The 12,974-nt window shown below is 32.3% G+C and carries 11 protein-coding genes; 7 read left to right on the plus strand and 4 right to left on the minus strand.

Annotation, left to right across the window (positions count from 1 at the left end; translation table 11 throughout):
- Window position 1 precedes the first annotated feature (1 nt).
- The 3 genes from UH7x_RS19375 (at window position 2) to UH7x_RS19385 (ending at window position 2,787) form a co-directional block, all read left to right on the plus strand.
- Window positions 2–697, plus strand: coding sequence for an RluA family pseudouridine synthase (locus tag UH7x_RS19375; RefSeq protein ID WP_482361576.1), 696 nt, complete (start codon window positions 2–4; stop codon window positions 695–697).
- 51 nt (window positions 698–748) lie between these two features.
- Window positions 749–1,279 carry a DUF4252 domain-containing protein gene (locus UH7x_RS19380; protein WP_482361577.1) on the plus strand — a complete coding sequence of 177 codons (531 nt, stop codon included), beginning with the start codon at window positions 749–751 and terminating at the stop codon, window positions 1,277–1,279.
- A 335-nt stretch (window positions 1,280–1,614) separates the two neighbouring features.
- The gene (locus UH7x_RS19385) at window positions 1,615–2,787 is read left to right on the plus strand and encodes a hypothetical protein (protein ID WP_482361578.1); all 1,173 of its coding nucleotides are present in this window, start codon (window positions 1,615–1,617) and stop codon (window positions 2,785–2,787) included.
- Between the two features lie 50 nt (window positions 2,788–2,837).
- On the opposite strand, the gene UH7x_RS19390 is transcribed toward UH7x_RS19385, so the two are convergent.
- Together UH7x_RS19390 and UH7x_RS19395 are read right to left on the minus strand one after the other, a co-directional pair.
- Window positions 2,838–3,710: a DMT family transporter gene (locus UH7x_RS19390; RefSeq protein WP_482361579.1), complete on the minus strand. Its 873-nt coding sequence runs from the start codon at window positions 3,708–3,710 to the stop codon at window positions 2,838–2,840.
- A gap of 6 nt (window positions 3,711–3,716) precedes the next feature.
- Window positions 3,717–5,261, minus strand: a complete 1,545-nt coding sequence (locus UH7x_RS19395) for a hypothetical protein (protein WP_482361580.1) — start codon at window positions 5,259–5,261, stop codon at window positions 3,717–3,719.
- Between the two features lie 146 nt (window positions 5,262–5,407).
- Here UH7x_RS19395 and UH7x_RS19400 point away from each other — a divergent pair, with 146 nt between their 5' ends.
- The 3 genes from UH7x_RS19400 to pheT all read left to right on the plus strand — a co-directional run bounded on the left by UH7x_RS19400 (window position 5,408) and on the right by pheT (window position 10,253).
- Complete coding sequence (locus tag UH7x_RS19400; protein ID WP_482361581.1) at window positions 5,408–6,580, plus strand: 2-isopropylmalate synthase; 1,173 nt, start codon at window positions 5,408–5,410, stop codon at window positions 6,578–6,580.
- Entirely contained in the window at window positions 6,580–7,698 is a 1,119-nt protein-coding gene (leuB, locus tag UH7x_RS19405; protein ID WP_482361582.1) for a 3-isopropylmalate dehydrogenase, read from the plus strand. The genes UH7x_RS19400 and leuB overlap by 1 nt, the downstream gene beginning before the upstream one ends.
- Before the next feature lie 128 nt (window positions 7,699–7,826).
- Window positions 7,827–10,253, plus strand: coding sequence for a phenylalanine--tRNA ligase subunit beta (pheT, locus tag UH7x_RS19410; protein WP_482361583.1), 2,427 nt, complete (start codon window positions 7,827–7,829; stop codon window positions 10,251–10,253).
- Window positions 10,254–10,271: 18 nt separating this feature from the next.
- On the opposite strand, the gene UH7x_RS19415 is transcribed toward pheT, so the two are convergent.
- The gene (locus tag UH7x_RS19415; protein WP_482361584.1) at window positions 10,272–10,826 is read right to left on the minus strand and encodes a fasciclin domain-containing protein; all 555 of its coding nucleotides are present in this window, start codon (window positions 10,824–10,826) and stop codon (window positions 10,272–10,274) included.
- Between the two features lie 215 nt (window positions 10,827–11,041).
- On the opposite strand from UH7x_RS19415, the gene UH7x_RS19420 reads away from it, so the two are divergent.
- Window positions 11,042–11,755, plus strand: coding sequence for a hypothetical protein (locus tag UH7x_RS19420; protein WP_482361585.1), 714 nt, complete (start codon window positions 11,042–11,044; stop codon window positions 11,753–11,755).
- Window positions 11,756–11,806: 51 nt separating this feature from the next.
- Here UH7x_RS19420 and UH7x_RS19425 read toward each other — a convergent pair whose 3' ends face one another.
- Window positions 11,807–12,958: a hypothetical protein gene (locus UH7x_RS19425; protein ID WP_482361586.1), complete on the minus strand. Its 1,152-nt coding sequence runs from the start codon at window positions 12,956–12,958 to the stop codon at window positions 11,807–11,809.
- Window positions 12,959–12,974: the final 16 nt, after the last annotated feature.

Consider the following 12,974-nt stretch of genomic DNA (forward strand, 5'->3'; position numbering starts at 1 on the left):
GATGCAAAAAATTATTTCCATAGCCTCTAATTTGCTGGTTATTTATGAAGACAATCATTTAATTGTCGTAAATAAAAGACCAGGTGATATTGTACAAGGAGATAAAACAGGAGACACACCATTAAGTGATGTAGTAAAAGAATATATCAAGATAAAGTATAATAAGCCTGGTGCAGTGTATTTAGGCGTTGTACATCGATTAGACCGACCTACATCGGGCATTGTAGTTTTTGCAAGAACTTCGAAAGCCTTAACCAGAATGAATAAACTTTTTGCAGAAAAAACTGCAAAAAAAACGTATTGGGCGATTGTAAAAAATAATCCTCCAAAACAAAAAAACACGCTTGTTCATTGGCTTAAAAGAAATCCAAAACAAAATAAATCATACGCACATAATAAAGAAGTAGACGACAGCAAAAAGGCTATTTTAGACTATTTAGTAGTAAAAAAACTGGACAATTTTTATCTTTTAGAAATTGATTTACATACCGGTAGACATCATCAAATTCGTGCACAATTAGCTGCAATTGGCTGTACTATTAAAGGCGATTTAAAATATGGCGCAGACCGGAGTAACAAAAACGGAAGTATCCATCTACATGCACGAGGGCTCTCTTTTATACATCCGGTAAAAAAAGAACCACTACATATTTTAGCTCCTCCACCCGAAGATTCAGTTTGGAACGCTTGTTGTTAAGTATCTATTAGACACGTTTTCATATATTTAACAAACTTAAAACACTAAACCATGATTAAGCGAGCACTTTTAATTTTGAGTCTCATTGTAATTTCTTCTTGCGGAACTTACAATTCTATTGACACCTTTTACGAAGCACATAAGAATGATAATCACGTAACTGCAGTTCGTGTTCCACATTTTATGTTGTCTATGCTAAGTAATATTTCACCAGAAATGAATTCTTTAATTGGGAGTACAAAAGATTTACGTTACATGCAATTTCCAAGTGCTACAGCAGAGCGCACCGAATTTCTAAACAAGCAAATGAGTGGTATTACTGGAAGTTCATTTATTGAAGTTTATCGAAAAAATAATGAGTTAAAACGCAACGTGGTTTCTATACGAGAAAAGCGAGATGCGGTTAAAGAAATTCTTATTTATAATAACAATACAGCAACAGGTTCCTTTCTATATTTTAATGGGAATTTTGATCCCGTAAAGGTTAGAGAAATGGCAAAAAATGAAGAGTTTCAGAAACTTGGCGATGGTCTAATAAGTCAGTTTGGCATGGGCACTCCTACTGTAAATCCAGAAAATTAATATAACATTTTCTAATACTTTATTACTAATAATTATATCTGAAATAAAACTTCAAAAAATATTTTGGAGTCCCCTTGATTTTGTACTAAAATGAAAACTCCATAGAAGTTACTACTATAAAATAACAATTTACTTTTTACCGTACTATTACAATTTATACACAAAATTCATTTAGAAAATTAGTGTATAATTCTTAAAGAATTAATGTAATTACATTTTATTTAAAATAGATTTAATGTTTACTTCTTGAAAGTATTTGTATTAACTACAAGAATATAATGCTTTGATTAAACGAATATAAATTCAGCCGAAGTATTTAAAAAAGCCATCCTATTATGAAAAAAAATACAATTCAACTTATTTTAATGATGACACTTAATTTTTTCTGGTGTCAAGCACAAACTGATTTACCCAAGGTTGAAAACCATTTAAAAGGTGATATAGACTATGTTCATGAGTCGTTAGATTTAGTTCAAACACAACAAAATGGCAAAGAAATAGTACTTGGAAAAATTAATACTGATGGTACGATTCATTTTAATTTACCAATATTCGATATTAAAGCTATGTACGATAGTATTCCATTACAAAATTATAATCTTCATCAATTATTTAATATTGATAGTAAATGTAAAGACAGAGATCTTTTTGCTAAAACGCCTTTTGATGATGTCTACTCGCAGAAATATAAACTTTTGGTAAGAAAATATGGTATTAATGTAGCAATATTAGAACCAAAGAGCGAAGAAAGAACCTTGGGAACTAATACTGCGGATAGTGAAGGACTTATTACAAGCAGCAAATATTTTTGGTTTTATATTGACAGAACTATTCCATATAAAGAAAAATGTAGTAGCGTAAATTCTAGCACGGGTAACGTTTATGAATATATTAATACGGACATCAAATTTGAAAAAGGTTGGAATTTTATTGAAGAAAACACGGTGTCGAATAGTAATAATGATACAAACAATCCTAAACCAATTCATACAAATTATTCTAAACTTTTACCTTCCAATAAAAAGGTGCAATGGACTTTAAGGCAAATACAGGAAGATGAAAAAATAGAAATTGCTAAAAGTTTAGATGCTCTAACTCCATTAACCGAAATACAATTCGAAAAATGGGCCCCGAAAAAACTTAGTGATTTAGCGTTAACCAAAAAAGAATATGGAAATCTACCTGCTCGACAAAAAAACAAAAACAATATTCATTTAGTATATACAGATAAAAGTCAAAAGAAAGAAATAATGTTATATGTTATAGATGCAGCTAAAAGTCCTGATGATATGGAAATGGTAAATTTTGCCTATGCAATGGAAAACAATGGTAAAGATGAAAAAGATTTAAAGCCTTATATCTCACAATACAGTGAGCGTGAAAAAATGACACAATTATTCTATAAATTTGATGATAGAATAATCGTAAATGCTTCTAGCTCAAATCTAAATGGAGAAAAATTATGGAAATATATTCAAAAGTTAAATATAGAAAAACTACTAAAATAACTAGAATATAGAATTTTTTATGAACCTCATTGCTAAATTAGCATCTACAATCAAATCAATGCTTTTTTCCTAGTTCGCAAACTTTCGATTATGACAGAAGCTAATATTAGCGCTCCTCCAAAAACTGTAGTTAGCGTTGGTATTTCAGCAAGAAATAGGGCTCCTAAAATTATTCCATAAACAGGTTGAATACTACTTAAAATGCTCGCAGTAGTAATTGAAAAATGTTTGAAACTATTTAAGAACATAGTATGGCCAATTGCTGTTGTTAAAAATGCCAAAGCCAATAAGCCTTTCCATTGGGTTACAACAATCTCAAAATCTATAAAAAACAAGGCAGGAATTAGTAAAAAGCCACTAACACCCATTTGATAACACATTAAAAAAGAGCCATTATATTTCTGCACCTTAGACTTCATTAAGATATTTCTTAATGCATAACAAACAGCTGCTACAATTCCAAAAATAACGGCAATTGAATATGAATTATCTAAATTAAAATTAGGGACTAAAAAGTAAATTCCGCAGAGTAATAATGCGGCTAAAAGCAAATGTATTTTCTGAAATTTTGTCTTTAATAAAATAGGTTCTAAAAAAGATGTTATCACCGGATAAGTAAATAAAGAAAGCATTGCGATAGCAACATTAGAATATTGCAATGCATAAAAATACGTAACAAAATGAGCTCCCATTAAAACAGCACTAACAAAAAGCTGTAATCGATCTTCTTTATGAACTTTTAAAGAAATTTTCCTCCATTTACAATAAACATACAGCAATATAAACGCCAATAAAGTACGAATACAAATAGTAACTGTTACTGGTAATTGTATATAGCGCCCCAAGACACCAGAGGTACTACCAAATAACATTGCTACGTTTAATTCTAGTAAATGCCTTGTATGTAATTTTGTACTATTCAAAAATGTTTATCGTGTAAGTAGTTTCGCCTTTTGCTGAATAATTTGTGCAACTGGTTTATTTTGTAAATGACTCTCTAACCACGAAATAATATCAAGATACAAAAAGGGTCTTTTCTCATATGGATGATCTTCATACTTTTTCAACTTTTTATGAAGTTTTTCAAATTCACTACGCAATTCATGTGGATATATATTTCTAAGGTTTCTTAGAAAATTCAACATCTCTTTTTGCACCGCATGCATATCATTCATTTTCAATAAAAACTTGTAGGTGCTTTTTAATTGAACTTCTAAATGATAATCCATACCCGCCTCATAATGAGCCACTAAACTTAAAACCCTTGCGAAGCACATTAAATCTTCTCGCATTTTAAGATTCTTGTTTTTTATAATTTTATTTAAGTATAAAATACAGTTTTTGTTATCTGCATTTCCAAAATAAAGCGAGGCTACTTTATAATACAACACCATAATATGATGCGCATCTATTCGATCTTTATGCTTATTAATTCCATATTCAATAATACGTACTAAATACAGTCCTTTTTTAAAAGTACCTTTCATAAAATGCAAATTCAATTTATGTGAATTGACATACAGAAAAACTAAAGACGATATATTGTCATTTTTTGGAAAACTTTTTTCAGATACCCTTTTTTCTAAATCTTCGAGGGTTTGCTTAAATTGAGAACTATATTTTACGTTAAACAAAGATTCAAGTAAATAGTTATTTCCTTTTAGAAAAAAGACAGGATGCATTTCAATCATGTCTGGTCGTTCATCAAAAAGTTCTACCCATTTTCTAGAATATTTATAGCAAGAAAGAAAATCTTGTGTTAAGAAACTATACCACAAATACGACTTATACAGCCATAATTTTTCTCGGAAGCCTAATCTATCAATATTATACGCCGGCAGCTGCTTTTCAAAATATTTCTTAACTCTTTGGTAATCGTCATCACCACGAACATATCCAACTTTCAGCATCCAACCATATAGTTGTAGCGAAAGATTAGATAATTTACTGGTCATTACGTTTTGGGCAGATAATTCTTTTGCCTGAACAGCTAACTCATCAGCACGATCAGGAATACTTCTGGTTATAAACTGAGTTTCAATTATTTTCTCAAGTTCAACAATTTCATAAGCAATATTCTTTTCCTCATTCTCAATCGCAATATTTTTTGCTTTATCAAGAATTTTTAAGCTTTGTTTATATAATCCTTTTTGATACAGAATAGTAGCAAAATCTAATTGTTCTCGAATTTGAACCCGAATATTTTGATTCACCGGATTTAAGCGAAGACTAACAAGAATTTGTTTATATAAGTGAGCTTTAAGATTAGAAAGTTGTGCTTTTTTTACTATGCCACTTTCCAAAATTGTAGCTTCATTATAATTTCTTAGTTTATCTAAAAGAATAAAAAGAGACAAAAATTTGGCGTCCGTATTAACGCCTAATCGACCAACATATAGCTTGAACTGTCGCTTTTCTGATTTAGAAAGCGATTTCACCAGAACAAATAATGCATCTTTGTGCGTATTTGTCATCGTAAAAAATAAGGGTTAAACAATTGTTTTACAGTATTTTAAACAATACCAAAAGTACATCGGCATTGTAAAAGTGAGACTAAAATAGTAATCTTTTCGCCTAAGGGCCATATATTCGTATAGTACAGCTAAACTACACAAATATAATGAGCAAAGATATAGTACAAATTTTTGACACCACATTACGCGACGGAGAGCAAGTACCAGGATGTAAACTTGACACTACGCAGAAGTTGGTTATTGCCGAAAGGTTAGAGACAATGGGCGTCGATATTATTGAAGCTGGTTTCCCAATTTCTAGCCCTGGTGATTTTACATCAGTAAATGAAATAGCCAAATTGGTTAAGAATGCAACTGTTTGTGGTTTAACAAGAGCTGTTAAGAAAGATATTGAAGTAGCAGCCGAAGCGTTAAAACCGGCGGTAAGACCTAGAATACATACTGGTATTGGCACTTCTGAATCACACATAAAGCACAAGTTTAATTCCAACAAAGATGCTATAATAGAACGTGCCGTAGCTGCTGTAAGTCATGCAAAAAACTTTGTTGATGACGTTGAATTTTATGCTGAGGATGCCGGTAGAACAGACAATGAATTTTTAGCTCAAGTTTGTGAAGCCGTAATTAAAGCAGGTGCAACAGTATTAAACATACCTGATACCACAGGGTATTGTTTACCTTCTGAATACGGTGAAAAGATAAAATACTTAAAGGAAAATGTTAAAGGTATAGAGAAAGCAATACTTTCTTGCCATTGCCATAACGATTTAGGTTTGGCTACTGCAAATTCAATTGCAGGAGCTATAAACGGTGCAAGACAAATAGAATGCACTATAAATGGTATTGGCGAACGCGCTGGTAATACATCATTGGAAGAGGTTGTAATGGTGATGCGTCAGCATCCTTCTTTAAATATAGATACAAACATAAATAGCAAATTACTTTATAGTACAAGCCAAATGGTTTCTCAAAAAATGGGAATGCTTGTACAGCCAAATAAAGCAATCGTAGGCTCAAATGCTTTTGCTCATAGTTCTGGAATTCACCAAGATGGTGTTATTAAGAATCGTGAAACATATGAGATTATTAATCCTGAAGATGTAGGTGTAAACGAATCATCAATAGTGCTTACTGCCAGAAGTGGTAGAGCTGCCTTAGCTTATAGAGCTAAAAAAGTAGGTTATGAATTAACTAAACTTCAATTAGACGATGTATATCAAGAATTCTTGAAATATGCTGATCAGAAAAAAGAAGTTGTAGATAATGATATTCATGAAATAATTGCCTCTTCTAAGGTGAATATTGAAAGTATTGCCTAATGCAATTAGAAATAGCCCTATTAGGAGGAGACGGCATTGGACCAGAAGTTCTAAGTCAAGCAGTAAAGTGTTTAAAAGCTGTTGAAGAAACGTTTAATCATAATTTCACCTACAAAGAAGCAAGTTTTGGAGCGGTCGCTATCTCTAACACGGGGAAACCATTACCAGAAATTACTTTGGATATATGCAGAAAAGCTGACGCTATATTATGTGGAGCAATTGGTGCAATTGAATATGACAATGATCCTACTGCAGAAATAAGACCAGAACAAGGCTTATTTCAGCTACGAAAAGAACTTGAACTTTTCGCATGTATTCGTCCGGTTAAAGTATTCCCTTCCATTACTAGAAATGCCATCTTAAATAATAAGACAATTATTGGGACAGATTTAGTGATTTATCGAGAATTATCAGGAGGTATAGACTTTGACAATAAGCAGTTATCTAAAGATGAATCAACCGCATCTGATCTTTACACTTACACGGAAAAAGAAATTAGCCGAGTAGCTCATTTAGCCTTTAAGGCTGCAAAAATCAGAAAAAGAAAAGTTACTTTAGTTGACAAAGCAAATGTATTAGCCACCTCTAGATTGTGGCGTAAGATAGTTACAGAAATTGCAAAAAGTTATCCTCAGGTAAAACTGGAATGCATGTATATTGATAATGCAACGGTACAAATGATTCAGAACCCTGCACAATTTGACATTATTCTTACTGATAATCTTTTTGGCGACATATTATCTGATCAGGGAAGTGTAATTATCGGTTCCGTAGGTTTATTGCCTTCCGCTTCAGTAGGAAAAGATAATGCCATGTTTGAACCAATACATGGTTCATACCCGCAAGCTAAAGGGAAAAATATAGCGAACCCAGTGGCCTCAATTCTTAGCGCCGCAATGCTACTGAGTCATTTCGGCTTAAAAGAAGAGTCTAATGCTGTTGTAATAGCTGTTAGAAAGTCTTTTATGAAAAAGGTAGTTACTACAGACATCATGGGCAGCAGTAAATACGGCACCGATTATGTTGGGAATTTTATTGCTGATAATATTGTCGATGCTGATAATTTTGGAAATATTAATGATGAAAATATCGGCTTAGGCAAATCTACAATCATATAACCATAACTACATTACAGATTAAATTACCTTACGATTGAATGAAAAACCAAACTATCATTAACAATTAAATGATAGGCGTTTTAATTTCTGATATATTGAATTATCTTTACCCTCTACAAACCTAACCAATGAAGATTTCATACAACTGGCTAAAACAGTTTATTCCTATTGAATTTGAAGCAAGTAAAACTGCTGATATGTTGACCGATTTAGGTCTTGAAGTAGGTGGAATAGAAAAATACGAATCTGTTAAAGGGGGATTAAATGGAGTTGTAGTTGGTCATGTACTTAGCTGCGAACAACATTCTAATGCTGATAGACTAAAAGTAACTTCTGTTGATATCGGACAAGAAAATCCCATTCAAATAGTCTGCGGAGCACCTAATGTAGCAAAAGGACAAAAAGTACCTGTTGCCACAATTGGCACTACCCTATATGATGACAAAGGTGAAGCTTGGAAAATAAAAAAAGGAAAAATAAGAGGTGAAGTTAGTGAAGGAATGATATGTGCTGCAGATGAATTAGGTTTGGGCACCGATCATGATGGTATAATAGTACTCGATTCAAAACTGAAACCTGGCACACCCTGTGCTGATATTTTTGAAATAGAAAATGACGAAGTCTTTGAAATAGACCTTACTCCTAATAGAGCGGACGCTATGAGTCATCTTGGTGTTGCTCGAGATTTACAAGCCGGTCTTGAACGAAGAAAAATCAGCAAAAAACTTATTACACCTTCTGTTGGTAAATTTCATGTAGATGTACGTTCCAGAAAATTACAGGTAACTGTAGAGAATAGTAAACTTGCACCGAGATATTGTGGCATTACCTTAAGTAATTTAAATGTTCAACAATCACCAGATTGGTTAAAGAATAGATTGAATGCAATTGGTGTTTCGCCAATAAATAATGTAGTAGACATTACTAATTACGTATTACATGAGCTCGGTCAACCCTTACATGCATTTGATGCAGATCGTGTATATGATAAAAACATTGTTGTTAAAACTGCTGAAAAAGGTACTAAATTCATGACCTTAGATGGTGTAGAACATATTCTGCATGAAGACGATTTAATGATTTGTGATGCTGAAAAACCAATGTGTATAGCTGGAGTTTTTGGAGGAATCAATACGGGTGTTACAGAGAAAACAACATCTATATTTCTTGAAAGCGCATATTTCGATCCAGTAACCATTCGCAAAACAGCCAAAAGACATGGTCTTAATACAGATGCCTCTTTCAGGTTTGAGCGAGGTATTGACATAGAAAATGTAGAATACGCGCTAAAACACGCAGCGCTACTAATTAAAGAAGTTACTGGTGGTGATATTACTTCGGACATTGTTGATTTCTATCCGAAACAATTTGAAGACCATCAAGTATTTCTTTCTTTTGAAAAAATAAATAAACTTATTGGTGAAGAGATACCAAAAGACACCATTAAATCTATTTTAGCATCACTACAAATTAAAGTTAAAAGTGTTACTGAAAGTGGATTAGGACTAGCAATTCCTACTTATCGAGTAGATGTACAAAGAGAAGTAGATGTCATTGAAGAAATTCTTAGAGTTTACGGTTATAACAACATAAAGTTTGGCGAGAAATTAAATGCCTCGGTAGCTAAAAGTTCTAAATTCGACACACACAAACTAGAACAAAAAATTGGTGATCAGTTAGCATCTCAAGGTTTTTTTGAAATAATGACCAATAGTCTTACTTCGCCAGATTTTAAGAAGCTTTCAGACCAACTATCATCAGAAGTCTCTGTTGAAATTATGAATCCTTTAAGTGGTGACCTTTCAGTAATGCGCAGTTCCATGTTATTTAACGGCCTAGAAACTATAGCATATAATATAAATAGAAAGAAACCAAATCTTAAACTTTTCGAGTTTGGCAAAACTTATAATAAAGGTGAAAAAGATACTTTAGAAAAAATGCATTTAGCATTATTTCTAACGGGCAATAGATCAGAAGACGGTTGGGTCACACCTAATAAGAAAAATGACTTCTTTTATCTTAAAACCGTAATTGAGAACACCTTAATTAGACTGGGTATTAGTCCAAATTCTTCTACACCAATTGAAAATGATTTGTTTTCTGAAGGATTGACCATTACGGAAAAGAAAAAAGACATTGTCTCTTTTGGTATTATTACTCCTAAGGTTTTGAAGAAATTTGATGTTAAGCAAGAAGTTCTTTATGCAGATTTTAACTGGGATAATTTATTACAATTAGTAACGAAGAATAAAATTGTTTATCAACCAATTCCAAAGTATCCTGAGGTTAAACGAGATTTCGCATTATTGTTAGATGAAGCTATACCTTTTAAAAAGATTTATGAATTAGGCTTTCAAACAGAGAAAAAGCTAATTAAAAATATTAATCTTTTTGATGTATATACAGGCTCTAAATTGCCAAAGGGCAAAAAGTCTTATGCAGTAAGTTTTACATTACAAGATGAGAAAAGCACATTAACTGATAAACAAATAGATAAAATAATGTCAAAGTTACAGTCCCGCTATGAAAAGGAATTGAGTGCTGAACTTAGATAAAAAGCAAATTATTCTATTTTATAAGTTTCCTGGAGCAATTACACCATCTATTTCGTGCATTACGCCATTACATTGATTTGCATCGGCAGTAGTGATTTTTGCAGAATTACCAATGCTGTCACTTAAAATAATATCGATGCCTTGCATGGTCGCCGTAAGTTCATCGCCTTGCACTGTAGTAAAAGTGGCGGTCCCATTTCCGCGACACATCGCTTTCAATATTTTAGAAGCTGAAAAATTCCCCGCTACAATATGATACGCCATTAAATCTTTTAATTCTTTTCTATTTTCCGGCTTTAAAAGTTCGGCCACCGTATTTCTTGGTAATTTTTCGAAGGCACTATCTGTAGGTGCAAAAACTGTAAACGGACCATCATCAGCTAAAAGTTCTTCTAGCTCAGATGCTCGCATTACCTCTAAAAGCGTCTTATAATTTTCCGAATCTGCAGTATTCGTTGAAATAGATTTTTCAGGATCCATCTCAGACAACAGTTCATAACTATGGTTTTGTGCAGATGCGAGAAAGGAAAACATTAGAAAAAACAAGGGGAATCCGGAGGTTAAAAATTTCATAGGTTGTAAGTAGTCTGCGTTCTTAAAAGGGGCTATTCTCGACGAACTGTTAGTTATATCCGCCTAAGTTACAATGAAAATGCTTTTCAAAACAATAGTCAATAACACGTTACAACTAAATTAACAAAATATTAACATGGTATACACTACATAAAACGCATCTCGTTTCATAATATTTTATATTTGAGGTAATAGTTATGTTCAAATTTTAGAATATGAAGAGAACAAACATACAAGAAAAGTTAATTCTAGCGAGAAAAAAATCTCCCAATACTGAAGAAAATTTAGCATCTATTTATGCTATTTTAAAGGAAAACCAAGTTGAACGAAATACTATTAAAAATAATATTTCGAACGGATCAGAAGTTCCAAAGAATAATTTTGATATAGATTTTTTGATAACAGAGAATATTTTTCATATTGATCAAATAAAAAATATTTGTGTTGCTTATCGCTTACGGTTTTTAGATTCAAAACTATTTAAAGGCACAATTCCAGAAGAAGCAGTTTCTAAGATTAGACAAATTGAAAAAGATCATAAAACAGAGCTTGCAGGCTATAAAATTTTAGCTCCTTCAAAACTATTTAAATTGAAGGATAAGGACGACCCTATATTATTTGCACCCTTAGGTAACGGTTATTACTACTTAATACACAAGTGGGGAAATGATTTGCATCCACTAAGAAAATTATTAATGTGGCCTTTTAAGGATATGGTAAATTTAGTGTGGTTTACCGTTTTGATTAGTTTTATTATTGCAACAATGATTCCCTCTGGTTTATTTTCAAAATCTACTTCTGCCGCTCAATTCGGATTGCTATTTTTCTTCAGCTTTAAATCTATAGCCGCTGTTGTAGTATTTTATGCATTTGCTCAAGGAAAGAATTTTAGTAATGCTATTTGGAATAGTAGATATATAAATACATAAAAAAAGGCTGTTTAATTAAACAGCCTTTTTTGAATTTGATGTAGTCTTGTTTTACTTTACATATAGTTTATACGGAATTCCGTCAACATCTAAGTTGTCAATCAAAGCTGGTTCTGGAGCTGGTTTAATTCGTAAGATTCCACCTTTATTCGAACTCTCCATTTTCTTATAGCCTATTATGATAAAATTATTTTTATCATCATAGGAAACCATTGTGGTATTTTCAATCTTAAATTCGAATATGCTTTGCGCTTCAGTTAAGAAATTTTCATATGCATATAGAATAGCCAATTGATTTTCAAAATCGTAAACCGCTGGAATAATAGCATATGAACTATAGGCACCAGGGGGCATTTCGTAATACATTCTTCCTTCTTTATCGAAATAATTAAATTTAGAATTAATAAAGTTTGGTGCAGTAGTCTCGTTGTAATTTGTGTATTTAATTTTTAATGTACCGCTATTCACCTCTGAGTGAAGCGTACTATAACTAACAATTATATTTTCCTTTGGATTTTTAAATATTTGCTTTACATCAAAACCTAAATTCATATCAGTCATCAAAGTATTATCACTGCTATTCATTATTAGTAAGTGATATTCATCTGTAGCCGCTTCATCATGCCCTAGTATAAAAAGTTTACCATTAGCAAAGACTAATTCCTTAGGAATATATGTTGGGTCGAAAGATTCGTTTTTTAAGGGTACATCTATAAAATTTGAATCTGTCTTACTTGGGTCAATTACACGAACGAAATAGTCGTTACTATCGTTTAGATGATATGAAACATAAAGGTTAGCATCTGAGTGTGCTATACCGGTAACCTTTAAATTACAATCAGATAAGTCTGTAAATAAATCTAGCGATGTACTTGTATTATCTGCAAAATCGAATTGAAAAATAGTACCACTACAATTAGTGTCTTTGTGGTATGATGTTAACACTGTACCGTCATTATAAATTAAATCGGGAATAAGCATATTTTCGAACTCGCTTTTGGCCGGATTCTTAGTAATGACTTCTGCAGTCGCATTTATCAAAGTACTTGATAAAATTCCTTCGTCTGTTACCAATAAATTGTAGCTAGCATCTGCACCGGGTGTTTCACCGCCACCGCCATTGTCTTCGTTACCAGTATCAGATTTACTGCAGCCCAGAATAGCGCATGCCAAAAATGCATAGAGTATGTTGTAGGTTTTCATAAGTTGTAAAATTTGG

It is taken from the genome of Aurantibacter sp. UH7 (assembly GCF_056839165.1).

Bases quoted from the DNA above. Each gene is read 5' to 3' on its own strand.
- UH7x_RS19395 (WP_482361580.1), bottom strand. From the start codon at position 5,261: ATGACAAATACGCACAAAGATGCATTATTTGTTCTGGTGAAATCGCTT.
- UH7x_RS19375 (WP_482361576.1), top strand. From the start codon at position 2: ATGCAAAAAATTATTTCCATAGCCTCTAATTTGCTGGTTATTTATGAA.
- UH7x_RS19385 (WP_482361578.1), top strand. From the start codon at position 1,615: ATGAAAAAAAATACAATTCAACTTATTTTAATGATGACACTTAATTTT.
- UH7x_RS19400 (WP_482361581.1), top strand. From the start codon at position 5,408: ATGAGCAAAGATATAGTACAAATTTTTGACACCACATTACGCGACGGA.
- UH7x_RS19425 (WP_482361586.1), bottom strand. From the start codon at position 12,958: ATGAAAACCTACAACATACTCTATGCATTTTTGGCATGCGCTATTCTG.
- UH7x_RS19420 (WP_482361585.1), top strand. From the start codon at position 11,042: ATGAAGAGAACAAACATACAAGAAAAGTTAATTCTAGCGAGAAAAAAA.
- pheT (WP_482361583.1), top strand. From the start codon at position 7,827: ATGAAGATTTCATACAACTGGCTAAAACAGTTTATTCCTATTGAATTT.
- leuB (WP_482361582.1), top strand. From the start codon at position 6,580: ATGCAATTAGAAATAGCCCTATTAGGAGGAGACGGCATTGGACCAGAA.
- UH7x_RS19380 (WP_482361577.1), top strand. From the start codon at position 749: ATGATTAAGCGAGCACTTTTAATTTTGAGTCTCATTGTAATTTCTTCT.
- UH7x_RS19415 (WP_482361584.1), bottom strand. From the start codon at position 10,826: ATGAAATTTTTAACCTCCGGATTCCCCTTGTTTTTTCTAATGTTTTCC.